The following is a 17,201-nucleotide window of genomic DNA, read 5'->3' on the forward strand; positions in this document are numbered from 1 at the left end:
CATGTCCGAGTTTTCCAGCCCCGCCGACCGCCCCGAGCGCCACGGCTACTCCGAGCAGGACGTCCAGCGCGAGGTCACCGAGCTGGAGGGGAAGTCGGCGACCGCCGCCCGCATCTTCGACCTGCGGCGCATCATCGGCGGCCTGTTCGTCGTCTACGGCGTCATCGTCACCGTCGCCGGCATCGCCGACGACCAGTCCGCGATCGACAAGGCACAGGGCGTCAACATCAACCTGTGGACCGGGATCGGGATGCTGCTGCTGGGCATCTTCTTCCTGGCCTGGCTGAAGCTGCGCCCCACCCCGCCGACGGTCCCCGAGGTCACGCCCGAGGACCTGCCGGACGAGCCCGGCGCATGACGCGGAAGGGGAGGGACGGCGACCGTCCCTCCCCCGCTCGTCTTGTCAGCCGTAGTACTGGTTGCCGTCCCACGGCGAGGTGTCGCAGGAGATCGGGGTGTCCCCCTCGTAGGTGCACACCTGGATGCGCATCGCCCAGATGCCGTTCGAGTCGGTCAGCGATGTCGTCCAGTTGAGCTTGGAGCCGTAGCCCTGGTAGTCGTAACGCCACGGGTAGCTGGTGATGTTGCGGAGCGGGTCCTCGGACTGCGCCCGCACCCGGACGTGGTGCCCGTCGGCCTTGATGTCCTGCACAGCCAGGACGACGCTGTACGCCTCGGTCCTGCTCTTGTAGGAGAACTCACCCCACCCCTGGGAGCCGTCGGCCTTCGCGTACACGTCGCCCGCGAATGCCGGTGACGCGGCGAAGGCGAGTGCCGCCACGGCGGCGGTCCCCACGGTCAGTCCATGACGAAGTCTCAAGGATCCCCCAGTGATCGGGTCGGAACGATCTTGTGACGGGATCTTAAGTGTTCAAGAAAAGGCCAACCAGAGCCCAAGTGATCATGTGATCCAGGCAACACCGAGCCCGGCAAGGCAAAGTCCCGGTAAGTCAGGAATCCGCAGGACGGGATGCGTCCGGAAGAGGCCCCGCACGGTCCAGCAGGCCCGTGCGCGCCGCCAGTGCCGCAGCCTCCAGGCGGGAGCCCACGCCCAGTTTCATCAGGACGCGCTGGACGTGGGTGCGGGCCGTGGAGGGCGCGATGCCCATGCCGGCCGCGATCAGCCGGGTGTCCTCGCCGTCAGCGACCCTGACCAGGACCTCCACCTCGCGCGGGGTGAGCATCTGCAGCAGGCGTTGACCCTCGTCGTCGGGCTGGGCGGCCGGGTTGAGCAGCTCGCTGAAGGCGCTCTGGAGCAGCTGGGGCGCGACCGCGGCCTCACCGGCCCGGGCCTTCATGATGGCCCGCTCGACGCCCTCGATGCGCTCGTCGTGGCGTACGTAGCCGGAGGCACCCGCCGCGAAGGCCGCCGCGATGCCACGGGGGCTGGGCACCGGGCCCAGCACCAGGACCGCCACCTGCGGGCGCTCGCGCTTGATCCGCACCACCGGGTCGAAGATGCCCGGCTCGGCCGGTGTCGCCGTCCCCAACAGGCACACCTCCGGCGCACGGGTGATCACCAGTTCCGCCGCGCCGGCGGCGGGCGCCGCGGCGGCGAGCACCCGGTGCCCTCGCAGCTTCAACGCCGAGGCCAGCGCCTCGGCGAGCAGTCGGTGGTCATCGACCACCATGAGCCGCACTCCCATCGAGCAACCCCCCAGTCCCCCCAATGGATCTCCATGGATGCCCCACTATGGATGCCCACTGGTCCGCGCGGCCAGGAGCCCCCTCCCGGCTCCCCCGCTCCTCATGCCCCCGGAAGCTACACGCTTGTTCGACGTTGCGCTTCCCCTACCGGTGAGAAGTGCCCCGGATAGACGGAATATCTTGCGTATCGCCGGGATCGCGGTGTTCAGCGTCCGGTACCGAACGCGAGCGCCAGATACTGCCTGCCACCCGACCCCGACGGCTTGTCCGCGTAGACCCCGGACATGAACAGGTGACCCTGGGAGTACAGGATCTCCGCTGTGTCCGGCGACATGGCCGACTCGGCGTCCCGCACCGCCTGGGCGGACGGGTTCTCCAGCAGCTTGGTCTGCTTGAAGGAAGAACCGTCGATGCTGACGACCTGACCTCCCTTGTCGTACGGCGGGCTCTTGTACGCGATCACGTTGCCGCCGTCCATCCGCAGTGGAGTGATCGTGTAACCGGCGCCGGAGTCCGCGCGCTGGCCGGTCTGCTTACCGGTGACCAGGTCGAAGACGACGATCTGGTTGGCGCCGTCCCGCTCCTCCGTCGGGACGTACAGCCTGCCGTTGCCGACCGCCAGCCCCTTGCAGTACTCGATCCGTGAGATGCCGTCGCAACGGGCCGCGTACTCGTCCCCCGGCGCGGAGATATGGGTGAGCAGCCTGCCGGTCCTGTCGTCGACGGAGAAGAAGTCCGAGATGCCGCTGCCGTCGCCCGCGCTGTCCCCGACGTCCGCCGCGACGACCAGGGGGCTCGTCGACACGACGGCCGCGTACTCGATGCCCTGGCTCATCCTGTACTCGGAGATCACCTTCCCGCTCTTCGGGTCGATGGTCTGGATGTGCAGCTGCCGCTGGCCGTAGGAGCCGCACTTGCGGACCGCGACCAGCTTCGCGCCGCCGCCGTACCCGGCGTCGTAGCAGGTGTCGGTGGCCTTCGGGGCCCACAGGACCTTGCCGCCGGCGATGTCGAAGGCGGCGCCGCCGCTGGTGCCGCCCGCGGCGACCGTCGTCCCGCTGACCGTGACGTTGTCGAAGCTGATCGGCTGGTCACCGGCGTCGACCGTCTTCGTCCACAGCTTCCTGCCGGCGTCGAGGTCGATCGCCGCGACCTGGCTGCAGCCCGCCGTGCTGTTCTTCGGCGGCATCTTGGGCTGGAAGACGACGGCGGCCTTGTCGTCGGCCGTCGTGAACCTGCTCGTCGTGCAGACCGGGCCGGGCAGCTTGATCGTCCACAGCTTGGTGCCCTTGTCACGGTCGTAGCCGTTGATCTCGGCGACACCGCTCTTGACGTACGCCTTGTCGGTCAGCCACGAGCCGGAGACGACGGTGGTGTCGTCGACCTTGGGCATCGGGATCTGGTACAGCACGTGCGAGCCGGTGTTCGCGGGCACCTTCTCGTCGCCCTTGGTGGAGGTGCCGCCGGTGTCGCTCTTGCCGGCGCCGCCACCCGTGGAGTTCGCGGTGTCGTCCTTCTTGCCGTCGCCCTTGCCGGAATGGGCGTACCAGATGCCACCGGTGACGATCAGCGCGATGGCGACGACCGCGGAGACGATGATGGCCACCTGCGCGTTGATCCTCCGCCCGCCGCCCGGCTGCCCGGACTGCGCCTGCAGGGGCACCGTCTGCTGCGGATAGCCGTAACCGGGCTGCTGGGCGTAGGGGTTGGGCGGCCGGCCGTACGGCGGGGCGGGCTGGGCGTACGGGTTCGGCTGCTGGCTCGGGTAGCCGTACGGCTGCTGCGGGGGCTGTCCCTGCGGCGGCTGACCGTAGGGGGGCTGGGGGGCCTGCGGGTAGCCGTAGCCGAGCGGTTGCGCGGGCGGGGTGTGCGGGGGCTGCGGGGGCTGTTGCGGGGCGCCGAAACCGGGCTGCTGCGGGGGCTCGTTGGGCGGCGGGGGCGGGGGCTGGGTCATGGTGTGGGTACCTCGTGAGCGGCGGTGGGGACGACGGACGGCAGGGGCCGGGGCTGGGGAAGCACTACTTGCCGAAGGCAAGCATCAGCTTCTCCTTCGCGTCGTCGTTGCCGGTCAGCCGGGTGGTGGAGAGGTAGAAGCGGCCGTCGACCCAGTCGAAGTCCTTGGAGAAGAAGCCGTTCTCGATCTCCGCCGTGGACGCCGGGTTCTGCAGCAGCTTCACCGGCTTGTGGTCCGAACCGCCGGTCGGGATCGACACGACCTCCCCGCCCGCGTCGTACGACGGCTGCACATACGCGAGGAGCCTGCCGCCCTCGGCCCTCATCGGCAGCATCGACTCGTCCGCCGGGGACTTGACCCGCCACTTCTCCTTGCCGGTGGCGAGGTTGACCGCGACGACCTCGTTCGCCCCGCCGCTCGCCTCCGTCGGCAGGTACAGCGTGCTCGCGTCGGAGGCGACACCCTTGCAGCCCTGCAGGTCACGGGAGAGGATCGCCCAGCCGCACTGCGGGGCGAAGTCCGCGTCGAAGCCGACCTGCGAGCGGAAGGTGCCGTTGGCGTTGAAGGCGGAGATGTTCCACGCCTTCTTGTCCTCGTTCGTGCTGTACACGACCAGCGGGTCGACGGAGTACGTCCGCGCGACCGTCCAGCCCTTGTCGAACTTCCGGGTCCACCGGACCTTGCCGGTCCTCGGGTCGAGCTCCTGCATCTCGTCGTGCTCGTCGGACCCCCCGGCGCCGCAGGAGGCGACGGAGATCAGCCTGCTGCCGCCCGCGAAGGCGGTCGGGAAGCAGGCGCTGCCGTACTTGGTCTTGTCGAACAGCTTCCTGCCGCTGTCGATGTCGAGCGCGACGCCGGACTGCGAGCGGCTCACCATCACCGTCCGGCCGGTGACGGACATGCTGATGCTGATGGTGCTGTCGAACAGCGCGCCGTCGGCGAGCGTGGTGCTCCAGCCCCTGGCACCGGTGTTCAGGTCCATCTGCTGGAGCTTGTTGCACCTGGCGCGGTCGCTGGTGCCGCTCTCGTACGCGACCACGATCTTGTCGTCCGCGGACTTCTCGGGGGTGACCGCGCAGATCTTCTGCGGGAAGGTGACGGTCGCCCAGGCGGGCGTGCCGTCACCGACCTTGAAGGCGAAGACCTGTTTGTACGCGGCCTTCACCGCGGCCTTGCCGGTGATCCACATGCCGGGCGCGTCGGCGCCCGCGCCGGGCGCGTCCGGCGCCGACTCGTACCAGAGGACCTTCGCCTCACCGGCCTTGCGGCCCTCGTTGAGGTTCTCCGGGTCCGCGCCGCCGTCGCCGCTGCCGTCGCCCTGGTCGACGGGGGTGTCGGAGGCGGACGGCTCGGGGTCGTCGCTCTTGTGCGCGACCGGCTTCCTGTCGCCCGAGCCGCCGCTGGTCACCGCGTAGACGGTGCCGCCGATGACGGCCAGCGCGGCGACCGCGGCCGCGATCACGACACCGGTCCTGCCCTTGAAGCTCCCGCCGGAGCCCGGGGGCGGGGTGCCGGGTGCGCCCGGGTACTGGGGCTGCGGCGGGTAGCCGTAACGGGGCTGCTGTCCGTACGACCCCGGCTGCTGCGGCTGCCCGTACGGGCCGGGCTGTCCGTAGGGGCCGGGCTGGGCGTAGGGGCCGGGCTGTCCGTAGGGGCCGGGCTGGGCGTAGGGGCCGGGCTGTGCGTAGGGGCCCGACTGCTGGGCGTACGCGCCCTGTTGCTGGGGTGGCTGCGGGGGCGGCGGGGGCGGCGGGGGCGGCGGGGGCGGCGGCGCTCCGAAGGCGCCCTGCGGCGGCTGTGGTTGCTGCTGCTGTGGTTGCTGCTGCTGTGGTTGGTACGGCGGTTGGTCCTGCGGTGCTCCGAAGCCGCCCTGCGGCGGCTGACTGGGCGGCTGAGCCATCAGCGCCTCTCCCCCGTTCGATCACTGATTTCCGGCCACGTCCTGACGTACGCGGTGACCCGGCGTCGTACTCAGAAAACTCTCAGGCGGCCCTTTCTACCACCCGCCACCGACAACGCACGGGGCCGGTTCATCCCCTGTTCCCAAGGGACGACCGGCCCGTGATACCGCTGTTACGCGCCTTCACTCAGGCTTCACGCGTCGTCGGCGAGTTCCAGCCAGCGCAGCTCCAGCTCCTCGCGCTGACCTCCCAACTCACGCAGCTCGGCGTCCAGTTCGGCCACCTTCGCGAAGTCCGTGGCGTTCTCGGCGATCTGGGCGTGCAGCTTGGTCTCCCGCTCGGAGATCTTGTCCAACTGCCGCTCGATCTTCTGGAGTTCCTTCTTGGCGGCCCGCTGGTCGGCGGCGCTCTTCTCGGCCGCAGGCCTCTCCGCGGCGGGCGTCGCGGCCGCCGCGACCGCCTCCTCCATCCGCTGCCGGCGCTCCAGGTACTCGTCGATGCCGCGCGGGAGCATCCGCAGGGTGGCGTCGCCGAGGAGGGCGAACACGCGGTCCGTGGTGCGCTCGACGAAGAACCGGTCGTGGGAGATGACGATCATCGAGCCGGGCCAGCCGTCGAGGAGGTCCTCGAGCTGGGTGAGGGTCTCGATGTCGAGGTCGTTGGTGGGCTCGTCGAGGAAGAGGACGTTGGGCTCGTCCATCAGCAGGCGCAGCAGCTGGAGCCGGCGGCGCTCACCGCCGGAGAGGTCGCCGACGGGCGTCCACTGCTTCTCCTTGTTGAAGCCGAACGTCTCGCACAGCTGACCGGCGGTCATCTCCCGCCCCTTGCCGAGGTCGACGCGCTCGCGCACCTGCTGGACGGCTTCCAGGACCCGGGTGTTCGGGTTGAGCTCGGCGACCTCCTGGGAGAGGTAGGCGAGCTTGACGGTCTTGCCGACGGCGACGCGGCCGCCGGCGGGCTGCGTCTCGCCCTCACTGCGGGCCGCGTCCGCCATCGCCCGCAGGAGGGAGGTCTTGCCCGCGCCGTTGACACCGACCAGGCCGATGCGGTCGCCGGGGCCGAGCTGCCAGGTCACGTGCTTGAGCAGCACCTTGGGGCCGGCCTGCACGGTGACGTCCTCGAGGTCGAAGACCGTCTTGCCGAGCCGCGAGGACGCGAACTTCATCAGCTCGCTGCTGTCCCGGGGCGGCGGCACGTCCTTGATGAGCTCGTTGGCGGCCTCGACGCGGAAGCGCGGCTTGGACGTACGCGCGGGCGCCCCGCGGCGCAGCCAGGCCAGCTCCTTGCGGACCAGGTTCTGCCGCTTGACCTCCTCGGTCGCGGCGATGCGCTCGCGCTCGGCGCGCGCGAAGACGTAGTCCGAGTAGCCGCCCTCGTACTCGTAGACGTCACCTCTCTGCACGTCCCACATGCGCGTGCAGACCTGGTCGAGGAACCAGCGGTCGTGCGTGACGCAGACCAGCGCGGAGCGGCGCTCGCGCAGGTGCTTCGCCAGCCAGGCGATGCCCTCGACGTCCAGGTGGTTGGTGGGCTCGTCGAGGACGACCAGGTCCTGCTCCTCGATGAGCAGCTTGGCCAGCGCGATACGGCGCCGCTCACCGCCGGACAGGGGCGCGATGACGGTGTCGAGCCCCTGCGGGAACCCGGGGAGGTCGAGGCCGCCGAACAGTCCGGTGAGCACGTCCCGGATCCTGGCGTTGCCCGCCCACTCGTGGTCGGCCATGTCCCGGATGACCTCGTGCCGCACGGTGGCGGCCGGGTCGAGGGAGTCGTGCTGGGTGAGCACGCCCAGGCGCAGCCCGCCGGAGTGCGTCACGCGCCCGGTGTCGGTCTCCTCCAGCTTGGCCAGCATCCGGATCAGCGTCGTCTTGCCGTCGCCGTTGCGGCCGACCACCCCGATCCGGTCCCCTTCGGAGACGCCGAGGGAGACGCCGTCGAGGAGGGCACGAGTGCCGTACACCTTGCTGACGTTCTCGACATTGACCAGATTGACGGCCATTTCTCTCCTGCCCAGGGGGATCGATCAGCCTCCCAGCCTAATGCGCGCCGACAGGTGACCGATCCCGGAGCAGGGTGACCTGTGGAAAACCAGGGTCCTGTGGAAAACCCTGGGACGCCGGGACCCCGGGGTCAGCGGGACGCGGCCGTGCGGACCTCGTTCAGGAGGTCGTACATCGTCCGGCCGGGGCAGTCGGTCCGGAGCCAGTCGCGGTGGCCGCTGACCGTCGTGACGTCCTTGGTGACGCCGTTGACCGGGTTGGTGTAGGCGATCCTCGCCTGCGGGGCGAGGCCCTTGAAGCGGGCGATGACCTTGATCAGCCGGGGCGAAGATCGCCTGCCCTCAGTCCTTGACCACCGTCGCTCCCGGCGCCGGGCCCGTAGCCGTACGGACCGTGGCGCAGGTGCCCGAACTCCGCAGTGCCTCCGCGACCTTGGCCGCCGACTCGGGGTCGCGGGCGAGGAACGCGGTCGTCGGGCCCGAGCCGGAGACCAGCGCGGCCAGGGCGCCGGCCGTGCGGCCCGCCGCGAGGGTGTCGGCGAGTTCGGGGAAGAGGGAGATCGCCGCGGGCTGCAGGTCGTTGGAGACGGCGGCGGCGAGCGCGTCCGGGTCGCCCTTGGCGAGGGCGTCGAGCAGCGGCTGCGAGGCCACCGGCTCCAAGATGTCGCGGCCCTCCGCCAGCCGGTCGAACTCCCGGAACACGGCCGGCGTCGACAGCCCCCTCCCGGCCATCGCGAACACCCAGTGGAAGCTCCCGCCGACCTCCAGCGCCGTCAGCCGCTCCCCGCGCCCGGTACCGAGCGCCGCCCCGCCCACCAGACTGAACGGCACGTCACTGCCCAACTCGGCGCAGATGGCGAGCAGTTCGGCACGCGAGGCACCGGTCCGCCACAGCGCGTCGCAGGCCAGCAGCGCGCCGGCGCCGTCCGCGCTGCCGCCCGCCATGCCGCCGGCGACCGGGATGTCCTTGGCGATGTGGATGTGCACGGCCGCCTCGATGCCGCGCCGCTCCGCCAGCGCGAGGGCCGCCCGGGCCGCCAGGTTCGTACGGTCCAGGGGCACCTGGCCGGCGTCGGGCCCCTCGCAGGTGATCCGCAGCTCCTCGGCGGGCGTCACGGTCACCTCGTCGTAGAGCCCGACCGCCAGGAACACATTGGCCAGGTCGTGGAAGCCGTCGGCGCGCGCGGCGCCCACCGCGAGCTGGACATTGACCTTGGCGGGGACGCGAACGGTGACGCTCACTGGAGACCGGGCTCCTCGGTGTCGACGGGACGGGACTGCTCCGCGCTCTGGGCCCCCACGGTCCTGTTCTCCGCGATGCGCGCGAACTCCTCGACCGTGAGGGACTCCCCGCGCGCCTGCGGGGACACACCGGCGGCGACCAGGGCCGCCTCCGCCGCCGCGGCCGAACCGGCCCACCCGGCGAGCGCGGCGCGCAGCGTCTTGCGCCGCTGGGCGAACGCCGCGTCCACGACGGCGAAGACCTCGCTCTTCGTGGCCGTGGTCTTCACCGGCTCGGTCCTGCGCGTCAGCGCCACCAGCCCGCTGTCGACGTTCGGCGCGGGCCAGAACACGTTCCGCCCGATCGCACCGGCCCGCTTGACCTCGGCGTACCAGTTGGCCTTCACGGACGGGACGCCGTACACCTTCGAGCCGGGCGCGGCGGCGAGCCGGTCGGCGACCTCCGACTGCACCATGACGAGGGTGCGCTCGATGCCCGGGAAGGTGTCGAGCATGTGCAGCAGCACGGGCACGGCGACGTTGTACGGGAGGTTCGCCACCAGCGCGGTCGGGGCGGGGCCCGGCAGTTCGGTCACGTGCATCGCGTCGGAGTGCACCAGCGCGAACCGCTCGGCGCGCTCCGGCATGCGCGCCGCGATGGTCGCGGGCAGCGCGGACGCCAGGACGTCGTCGATCTCGACGGCGGTGACGCGGTCGGCGACCTCCAGGAGCGCGAGGGTGAGCGAGCCGAGCCCGGGACCGACCTCCACCACCACGTCGTCCGGCCGGACCTCCGCGGTGCGCACGATACGGCGCACGGTGTTCGCGTCGATCACGAAGTTCTGCCCGCGCTGCTTGGTGGGGCGCACCCCGAGGGCGGCCGCGAGCTCACGGACGTCGGCGGGCCCGAGGAGGGCGTCTGAGGAGGGAGTACTGCTCACGGCGACAAGGGTACGGGGAGCGACCGCCGCCCTCCCGCCCCGGTGGCCGCGGGCAGGGCCTCACCCGTGCAGCCGCGCCCCGCAGTGCGGCCAGGGGGCGGCCCCCCGGCGCACGTACAGCTTCTTCGCCCGGAACGTCTGCTCCGCCGCCGGCGCGTCCTGCGGCCGTCCGCTCCCCCCGAGGCTGTGCCAGGTCCGGGTGTCGAACTGGTACAGCCCTCCGTACGTCCCCGACGGATCCACCGCGTTCGGGCGCCCGCCCGACTCACAGGCGGCGAGCCCGCGCCAGTTCAGCCCGTCGGCCCCCGAGACGGACGCCGGCAACGGCTTCGTGCCCACGTTCACGATCTGCTTCCGAGGCCGCCGCACCACCTCCGAGCCGTCCTTGCGCGGCTTCTGTCTGACGCCGTTGACGGTCCGCAGCAGGTACGTGATCCGCCGCAGCCCCGGCTGCCCCACCTGCTCGACGACCGCCGTCCCCTTGAACAGCGAGGGGTCGTCCCTGCGCTCCGTCCGGAACGGGATCGTCTCCTCGCGCACCTCCCTGCCGCCGGTCACCCGCAGCACGGTCACCGTCTGCCCGTCGCGCGGGAAGCTGTCCCCCGGCACGGAGGTGGTGTCCTCGCCGTGCAGGCGGACACCGGCCTGCTCGATGACCTCGCGCACGGTCGCCGCGTTCGTCCGTACCATCCGCGCCCGCCCGTCGGCCATGACGGTCACCGCGCGCTCGGTGCGCACGTCGAACGCGAGCCCGGCGCGTCCGATGGGCCGGGAGCGCGAGACGGACAGGTACGCCCCTTCCGGACGCACCCCCAGCTGGTCGAGCGCCTCCTCGACCGTGTGCGCCGTCGTCCACACCTCGTGCCGCTGCCCGTCGATCGTGAGCCGGACGGGGCGCCCGTGGCGCACGGAGACCTCGTCGCCGCTGGCGAGCGCGGTGCCGGGGGCGGGCGCCACCACGTCGTGCGCCCCCACCTCGACGCCCTCCTCCGCCAGCAGTTCGTCCACGTCGTCGGCGAAGGTGTGCAGGGTGCGCGGCCTGCCGTCGACGGTCAGCTCGACCGCCTTGTCCTTGGCGACGAAGGCGGTGGTGCCGCCGGCGAGGAAGGCGATGACCAGCGCCTGCGGCAGCAGCCGGCGCACGGACCCGTCCGAGCGCTCCGCGGAGCGCGCCCTGCGCCGACGCGCACCCCGCCCTTCCTGGCGCGGAAGCACCGGCTGGGTGGCGTGGGCCTCGTGGGCCTCGTACGCGGGGCGGTAGGTGTCCGGGTACGGCAGCGGCGCCGTGTACACCCCGTACGGCTCGTACGTCTGGTGCTGCGAGTTGCTCATGCCGACACGCTCCTGGGGCCGGAGGGGTCCGGAAAAGGGCCCCCAGAACCTAGCGGAGCGACCGTCACTCTCCAAAGTGACGTGGCTACTCAGAGTTGTGTTCGGTCGGCTCGCTTCCGGGTCAGTACCCGAAGGCGCGTGCGGTGTTGGCGGCGAGTGCCGACGCCAGCGCGTCCTCGTCGACGCCGCGCACGGCGGCCATCGCGCGCACCGTGACCGGAATGAGATACGGCGCGTTGGGCCGTCCGCGGTACGGCGCCGGCGTCAGGAAGGGCGCGTCCGTCTCCACCAGGAGCAGCTCGGCCGGGGCCACCGCGACCGCGTCCCGCAGGTTCTGGGCGTTCTTGAAGGTGACGTTGCCGGCGAAGGACATGAAGTACCCGGCGCTCGCGCACACCTCGGCCATCTCGGCGTCGCCGGAGTAGCAGTGGAAGACGGTGCGCTCGGGGGCGCCCTCCTCCTTCAGCACGCGCAGCACGTCCGCGTGGGCGTCGCGGTCGTGGATGACGAGCGCCTTGCCGTGCCGCTTGGCGATCTCGATGTGGGCGCGGAAGGAGCGCTCCTGCGCCTCCTTGCCCTCGGGCCCGGTGCGGAAGTGGTCGAGGCCGGTCTCGCCGACGCCCTTGACCTGGGGGAGCCCGGCCAGGCGGTCGATCTCGGCGAGCGCCTCGTCGAGCGCCCCCGCGCCTCCCGCCTCGCGCGCGCCCTGCCGGGACCAGCCGTCGGGGTCCCCGTGCACGATGCGCGGCGCCTCGTTGGGGTGCAGGGCGACCGTCGCGTGGACGGCTTCGTACGCCGCCGCGGTCTCGGCGGCCCACCGTGAGCCGCGGATGTCGCAGCCGACCTGCACGACCGTCGCCACGCCCACCGCGGCGGCCTTGGCGAGGCCCTCCTCCACCGTGCCGGACTGCATGTCGAGGTGGGTGTGGGAGTCGGCGACGGGCACCCGCAGGGGCTCCGGGAGCGGCGGCGCCGCGTTCTTGTCGCCGCGGGAGGTGGAGGAAGGCATGCCCCGATCCTACGAAAGGGGGCATGCCCGCCCGGCTCGGGGAGCGGTCAGCTCGCCTTGCGCTGGAAGGGGTGCAGGAGGTCCGACAGGTGCCAGTGGTGGTCGCGCTGCCCGGCCTCGGCGCCCTCCGCGCCCTCGGCCGCCGTCTCCGGCGCCTCGACCGGCCCGGCCTGCGGCGCCCGGTGCTGGTGGCGGTGCGCCGCCTCACGCACCGACGAGACCTGGCCCGGCCGCATGATCCGTACCACGTGGCCGTCGCAGTTGAGGCAGGTCGGCTTGGACAGCGGAGAGGGCACGACCTGTCCGCCGGCCACGTACATCACGAACTCGTGGCCCTCGGCGTCCGTGTGGTGCTCTATCTCGTACGACTGCTCCCAGCCGTGCCCGCAGCGCATGCAGGCGAAGGAGTACGACTCGTGCACGACTTCGCCCGCCGCGCCACGGAGGCCGGTCTGCCCCGCGATCTCACTCATGCCAGCTCCTCTTGTCCGCTGGACAAAGGGACGGGTGCGTCCCTTCATCCAGTGGACGCTTCCGCCGGCGTGAATGCACCAGGTCTGTCGACTGTTGGAGTCGATTTGGACTTTCCTTGCCAAAGCGGCCCCGCCCACCCCCTGGGGCTTTGCTTTTCACGACAGTCCTTTGCCTGGCTGTGGGGCGCGTGCTCAGCGGAGATGCGCCCTGCTCAGAGGGGGTGTGGCGCAGTTCACGAGCACCTCAGGAACCACTCGCCGAAGCGGCGTTCTTCGCGGCCACAACCGCGTCGAACACCTCCCTCTTGGGCAGCCCCGCCTCCACCGCGACGGCCGCGATCGCCTCCTTGCGGCGCTCGCCGGCCTCCTCGCGCAGGCGCACGCGGCGTACGAGCTCCTCGGCACTCACGTCCTGCGCGCCCCGCTCGGGCGCCCCCTCCACCACCACGGTGATCTCCCCGCGCACCCCCTGCGCCGCCCACTCCGCCAGCTCGCCCAGCGGGCCGCGCCTGACCTCCTCGTACGTCTTCGTCAGCTCCCGGCACACCGCCGCGCGCCGCTCGGTCCCGAACACCTCGGCCATGGCGGCGAGGGTGTCGTCCAGCCGGTGCGGGGCCTCGAAGTAGACGAGCGTGCGCCGCTCCTCGGCGACCTCGCGCAGCCGCCCGAGCCGCTCGCCGGCCTTGCGCGGCAGGAAGCCCTCGAAGCAGAACCGGTCCACGGGCAGCCCCGACAGCGCGAGCGCGGTGAGCACGGCGGACGGGCCGGGCACCGCGGTGACCCGGACGTCCCGTTCGACGGCGGCGGCGACCAGCCGGTAGCCGGGGTCCGACACCGACGGCATACCGGCGTCGGTCACCAGCAGCACGCGCGCGCCGCCCACGAGTTCCTCGACCAGCTCGGGCGTTCGGGCGGACTCGTTGCCCTCGAAGTACGACACCACGCGCCCCTTGGGCGTCACGCCCAGCGCCTGGGTCAGGCGCCGCAGGCGCCGGGTGTCCTCGGCGGCCACCACGTCCGCCCCGGCCAGCTCCTCCGCCAGCCGGGGAGGAGCGTCCGCGATGTCGCCGATGGGGGTGCCCGCCAAGACAAGGGTTCCAGTCACGCCCCCATCCTCCCAGCAGCGGCCGGAAGGGAACGCGTTCGTACCCTTACCGGCCATGCACGGGACTCACACAGAACGGTTCCCTACGATGGCGCGGTGACCAGTACCGCGTCCTCCCCGGACACCCGGCAAGGCCAGAGCCCGCAGGACGAGCGGCCGTCGTGGCAGCAGCGGCTGCGCCGTTTCGGCTATGCCGCGCCGCCCAGAAGCGATGTCCGCGAGCGCCTGGTACCGCCGTACGTCCAGCCCAGCCCGCGGCTGTGGCAGGTCCTCGGGGTGCCGCCGGCGCTCGCCGGGCGGATCGCGCGCTGGTCGGGCTGGGGCGGTCCGCTGCTGGTCACGCTGATGGCGGGGGTGCTGCGGTTCTGGAACCTGGGCAGTCCGAAGGCGGTGATATTCGACGAGACGTACTACGCCAAGGACTCATGGGCGCTCGTCCACCGCGGCTTCGAGGTCAACTGGGACAAGAACGCCAACGACCTGATCCTGTCCTCGCACGGGCACGTCACCATCCCGACGGACGCCGCGTACGTGGTGCACCCGCCGGTCGGCAAGTACGTGATCGGGCTGGGCGAGCTGATGTTCGGTTTCAACCCGTTCGGCTGGCGGTTCATGACCGCGCTGCTCGGCACGCTGTCGGTGCTGATGCTGTGCCGGATCGGCCGCCGCATCTTCCGCTCGACCTTCCTCGGCTGCCTGGCCGGCGGCCTGATGGCCGTGGACGGCCTGCACTACGTCATGAGCCGCACCTCGCTCCTCGACGGCGTCCTGATGTTCTTCGTGCTGGCGGCGTTCGGCTGCCTGGTGATCGACCGGGACAAGGCCCGGGAGAAACTCGCGGCGGCGCTCCAGCCGGACGCCGAGGGCCATGTCCGCCCGGACGCGCACATCGCCGAGACCACCCGCCTCGGCTGGCGCCCCTGGCGCTGGCTGGCGGGCCTGATGCTGGGCCTGGCCATCGGCACCAAGTGGAACGGCCTGTACGTCCTGGCCGCGTTCTGCGTGATGGCCGTGCTGTGGGACGTCGGCTCCCGCAAGGTCGCGGGCGCCCGGCACCCGCACACCGCCGTCCTGAGGCGTGACCTGGGCATCGCCTTCCTGGCCACCGTCCCGGTCGCGCTCGTCACCTACCTCGCCTCCTGGACGGCCTGGATCCTCTCCCCCACCGACGGCTCCGGCGGTTACTTCCGCAACTGGGCCGCCACCGACGGCAAGGGCGGCCACTGGACCTTCCTGCCGGACTGGCTGCGCAGCCTGTGGCACTACGAGCACGAGGTCTACGAGTTCCACGTCAACCTGCACTCGCCGCACACCTACATGTCCAACCCCTGGAGCTGGATCGTCGACGGCCGCCCGGTGTCGTTCTTCTACGAGTCGCCCTCCCCCGGCCAGGACGGCTGCCCCGTCGACGCCGGCCAGAAGTGCGCCCGTGAGGTCCTGGCGATCGGCACACCGCTGCTGTGGTGGGTGGCCGCGTTCGCGCTGCTGTACGTGCTGTGGCGCTGGTTCTTCCGCCGGGACTGGCGAGCCGGCGCCATCGCCTGCGGGGTCGCGGCGGGCTGGCTGCCCTGGTTCATGTACCAGGACCGGACGATCTTCTTCTTCTACGCCGTCGTGTTCGTGCCGTTCCTGTGCCTCGCGGTGGCGATGCTGCTGGGCGCGATCGTCGGCCCGCCCGGCTCCAGCGACACCCGGCGCGTGGCGGGCGCGACGGGCGCGGGCGTACTGGTCCTGTTGATCACCTGGAACTTCATCTACTTCTGGCCCCTGTACACCGGCACCGCCATCCCGATCGACGACTGGCGTTCACGTATGTGGCTGGATACCTGGGTATAGCGGACCTTCCGCCGCCGCGGCCGGACAACATACGGAAACCCCCCTCACAGCTCCCCCTCCCGCCCCATACAGTGCGAGAACCGCAACGGGGAAACGGGGAGGGACCTTTCATGCCCAAGGGGGTCAGGGCCGCGGTCATAGGCGGCGTGTTCGCGGTGATGGTCGGCGGCGCGGGGTACGCCGGCTACAACATCGTGTCCGCGCTGAACGACGACGGGGGTTCGGGGGCGGCGACCGTGAAGACGGGACCGCCGAGCGCCGACGAGATCAAGGAGGCGTCGGGCAAGTTCTTCGCGGCCTGGGAGAAGGGACAGGCCGCGCAGGCGGCGACGTACACGAACAACCAGACGGCGGCCGAGCCGCTGCTGACGGCCTACGGCGAGACCGCGCACATCCAGGACGTGCGGATCACGCCCGGCGCGGCGACCGGCGCGACCGTGCCGTTCACCGTGAAGGCGACGGTGTCGTACGAGAACAAGTCCAAGCCGCTGACGTACAGGAGCGAGCTGACGGTGGTGCGCGGGAAGACCACCGGGCGGGCGCTGGTGGACTGGCGGCCGTCGGTCCTGCATCCGCAGCTGAAGCCGGGCGACACCCTGGTCACCGGCCAGTCGGCGAGCCCCGAGATCGAGGCGGTGGACCGCGACGGCGTCGTGCTGACCAAGGAGAAGTACCCCTCGCTCGGCGTGATCCTCGACACCCTGCGCCAGCGGTACGGCGACAAGGCGGGCGGCACACCCGGGATCGAACTGGCGATCCACCACCAGGCCGAGGGCGTGGCCGACACCTCGCTGCTGACCCTCGCCAAGGGCAGGGCGGGCGAGCTGCGGACCACCATCAGCGCGAGCGCGCAGGCGGCGGCCGAGAAGGCGGTGAAGAAGTTCGCCCAGTCGTCGGTGGTGGCCGTCAAGCCCAGCACCGGCGAGGTGCTGGCGGTGGCCAACAACCGCAAGGACCAGTTCAACGCGGCCTTCGAGGGCGCGGTCGCGCCGGGCTCCACGATGAAGATCATCACGGCCGCGATGCTCATCGACAACGGCGTGACCTCGATGAACGGCCCCGCGCCCTGCACGCCCTCCGCCACCTGGCAGAGCCAGACCTTCACCAACCTCAAGGGCCTGCAGCCCAACGAGAACGCCACGCTCGCCAACAGCTTCATGCGCTCGTGCAACACGGCCTTCATCAAGCTCATCGACGAGAAGCCGCTCACCGACTCCTCGCTCACGCAGGAGGCCCAGGACCGGTTCGGGCTCGGGCAGAACGACTGGAAGACGGGCATCGTCTCCTTCGACGGCAAGATCCCCGCGGTCAGTGGCCCGGACCGGGCGGCGAACGCGATCGGCCAGGGGCAGGTGCAGATGAGCCCGCTGAACATGGCCTCGGTCACCGCGACCGCGATCACGGGCGCCTTCCGCCAGCCCTACCTGGTCTCCCCGAAGCTCGACGACCGCGAACTGGCCACCGCCAAGGGGCTGTCCGCGAGCACGTCGTCGCAGCTCAAGCAGATGATGCGGCTCACCGCGACGCAGGGGACGGCCGCACAGGCGATGGCCGGGCTCAGCGGGGACATCGGCGCGAAGACCGGTTCCGCCGAGGTCGACGGGCAGACCGTGTCCAACAGCTGGTTCACCGGTTTCCGCAACGACGTCGCGGCGGCGGCCATGACCGAGGAGGGCGGCCACGGCGGCACGGCGGCCGGTCCGATTGTCGCAGCTGTGCTACGGAGTGCCGGCTGACGTCACCCGCGCAGGAGGGGACTCTAGGCTGTTGCCGTCGTTGGGAT

At 71.4% G+C, this 17,201-nt stretch carries 14 protein-coding genes; 3 read left to right on the forward strand and 11 right to left on the reverse strand.

Features of this window, described 5'->3' with window-relative positions:
- Position 1: 1 nt before the first annotated feature.
- Complete coding sequence (locus MKW14_RS19135) at positions 2–358, forward strand: hypothetical protein (RefSeq protein ID WP_240863783.1); 357 nt, start codon at positions 2–4, stop codon at positions 356–358.
- 45 nt (positions 359–403) lie between these two features.
- On the opposite strand, the gene MKW14_RS19140 is transcribed toward MKW14_RS19135, so the two are convergent.
- From MKW14_RS19140 to rsmI, 11 genes are all read right to left on the reverse strand, one after another.
- Positions 404–796, reverse strand: coding sequence for a hypothetical protein (locus MKW14_RS19140; RefSeq protein WP_240863784.1), 393 nt, complete (start codon positions 794–796; stop codon positions 404–406).
- 154 nt (positions 797–950) lie between these two features.
- Positions 951–1,646, reverse strand: coding sequence for a helix-turn-helix transcriptional regulator (locus tag MKW14_RS19145; RefSeq protein WP_240863786.1), 696 nt, complete (start codon positions 1,644–1,646; stop codon positions 951–953).
- A gap of 206 nt (positions 1,647–1,852) precedes the next feature.
- On the reverse strand, positions 1,853–3,601 hold the full coding sequence (locus MKW14_RS19150) for an outer membrane protein assembly factor BamB family protein (protein WP_240863788.1): 1,749 nt from the start codon (positions 3,599–3,601) through the stop codon (positions 1,853–1,855).
- A gap of 64 nt (positions 3,602–3,665) precedes the next feature.
- Positions 3,666–5,501, reverse strand: a complete 1,836-nt coding sequence (locus MKW14_RS19155; protein ID WP_240863790.1) for an outer membrane protein assembly factor BamB family protein — start codon at positions 5,499–5,501, stop codon at positions 3,666–3,668.
- Between the two features lie 194 nt (positions 5,502–5,695).
- A complete protein-coding gene (locus MKW14_RS19160) occupies positions 5,696–7,501 on the reverse strand; it encodes an ABC-F family ATP-binding cassette domain-containing protein (protein ID WP_240863792.1) in 1,806 nt (601 codons plus the stop codon).
- A gap of 342 nt (positions 7,502–7,843) precedes the next feature.
- Positions 7,844–8,743 (reverse strand): 4-(cytidine 5'-diphospho)-2-C-methyl-D-erythritol kinase, encoded by a 900-nt coding sequence (locus MKW14_RS19165; RefSeq protein WP_240863794.1) that lies wholly within the window; start codon positions 8,741–8,743, stop codon positions 7,844–7,846.
- Positions 8,740–9,663 carry a 16S rRNA (adenine(1518)-N(6)/adenine(1519)-N(6))-dimethyltransferase RsmA gene (rsmA, locus tag MKW14_RS19170; protein ID WP_240863796.1) on the reverse strand — a complete coding sequence of 308 codons (924 nt, stop codon included), beginning with the start codon at positions 9,661–9,663 and terminating at the stop codon, positions 8,740–8,742. The genes MKW14_RS19165 and rsmA overlap by 4 nt, the downstream gene beginning before the upstream one ends.
- Positions 9,664–9,723: 60 nt before the next feature.
- Positions 9,724–10,995 carry a resuscitation-promoting factor gene (locus MKW14_RS19175; RefSeq protein WP_240863798.1) on the reverse strand — a complete coding sequence of 424 codons (1,272 nt, stop codon included), beginning with the start codon at positions 10,993–10,995 and terminating at the stop codon, positions 9,724–9,726.
- Positions 10,996–11,116: 121 nt separating this feature from the next.
- Entirely contained in the window at positions 11,117–12,004 is an 888-nt protein-coding gene (locus tag MKW14_RS19180; protein ID WP_240863800.1) for a TatD family hydrolase, read from the reverse strand.
- A gap of 47 nt (positions 12,005–12,051) precedes the next feature.
- Complete coding sequence (locus tag MKW14_RS19185; protein WP_240863802.1) at positions 12,052–12,477, reverse strand: hypothetical protein; 426 nt, start codon at positions 12,475–12,477, stop codon at positions 12,052–12,054.
- 244 nt (positions 12,478–12,721) lie between these two features.
- On the reverse strand, positions 12,722–13,582 hold the full coding sequence (gene rsmI, locus MKW14_RS19190) for a 16S rRNA (cytidine(1402)-2'-O)-methyltransferase (RefSeq protein ID WP_240863804.1): 861 nt from the start codon (positions 13,580–13,582) through the stop codon (positions 12,722–12,724).
- Positions 13,583–13,678: 96 nt separating this feature from the next.
- Between rsmI and MKW14_RS19195 the strand changes: the two genes are divergently transcribed.
- Together MKW14_RS19195 and MKW14_RS19200 are read left to right on the forward strand one after the other, a co-directional pair.
- A complete protein-coding gene (locus MKW14_RS19195) occupies positions 13,679–15,418 on the forward strand; it encodes a dolichyl-phosphate-mannose--protein mannosyltransferase (RefSeq protein ID WP_240863806.1) in 1,740 nt (579 codons plus the stop codon).
- Positions 15,419–15,528: 110 nt separating this feature from the next.
- The gene (locus MKW14_RS19200) at positions 15,529–17,154 is read left to right on the forward strand and encodes a penicillin-binding transpeptidase domain-containing protein (RefSeq protein ID WP_240863808.1); all 1,626 of its coding nucleotides are present in this window, start codon (positions 15,529–15,531) and stop codon (positions 17,152–17,154) included.
- The last annotated feature ends 47 nt before the right edge of the window (positions 17,155–17,201 follow it).

This window comes from Streptomyces gilvus, assembly GCF_022513565.1.
Taxonomy (GTDB): Bacteria; Actinomycetota; Actinomycetes; order Streptomycetales; family Streptomycetaceae; genus Streptomyces; species Streptomyces gilvus.

Excerpts from the sequence above, each read along its gene's own strand:
- MKW14_RS19135 (WP_240863783.1), top strand. The coding sequence starts at position 2 with ATGTCCGAGTTTTCCAGCCCCGCCGACCGCCCCGAGCGCCACGGCTAC.
- MKW14_RS19145 (WP_240863786.1), bottom strand. The coding sequence starts at position 1,646 with ATGGGAGTGCGGCTCATGGTGGTCGATGACCACCGACTGCTCGCCGAG.
- MKW14_RS19150 (WP_240863788.1), bottom strand. The coding sequence starts at position 3,601 with ATGACCCAGCCCCCGCCCCCGCCGCCCAACGAGCCCCCGCAGCAGCCC.
- MKW14_RS19155 (WP_240863790.1), bottom strand. The coding sequence starts at position 5,501 with ATGGCTCAGCCGCCCAGTCAGCCGCCGCAGGGCGGCTTCGGAGCACCG.
- MKW14_RS19160 (WP_240863792.1), bottom strand. The coding sequence starts at position 7,501 with ATGGCCGTCAATCTGGTCAATGTCGAGAACGTCAGCAAGGTGTACGGC.
- MKW14_RS19175 (WP_240863798.1), bottom strand. The coding sequence starts at position 10,995 with ATGAGCAACTCGCAGCACCAGACGTACGAGCCGTACGGGGTGTACACG.
- MKW14_RS19180 (WP_240863800.1), bottom strand. The coding sequence starts at position 12,004 with ATGCCTTCCTCCACCTCCCGCGGCGACAAGAACGCGGCGCCGCCGCTC.
- MKW14_RS19185 (WP_240863802.1), bottom strand. The coding sequence starts at position 12,477 with ATGAGTGAGATCGCGGGGCAGACCGGCCTCCGTGGCGCGGCGGGCGAA.
- MKW14_RS19200 (WP_240863808.1), top strand. The coding sequence starts at position 15,529 with ATGCCCAAGGGGGTCAGGGCCGCGGTCATAGGCGGCGTGTTCGCGGTG.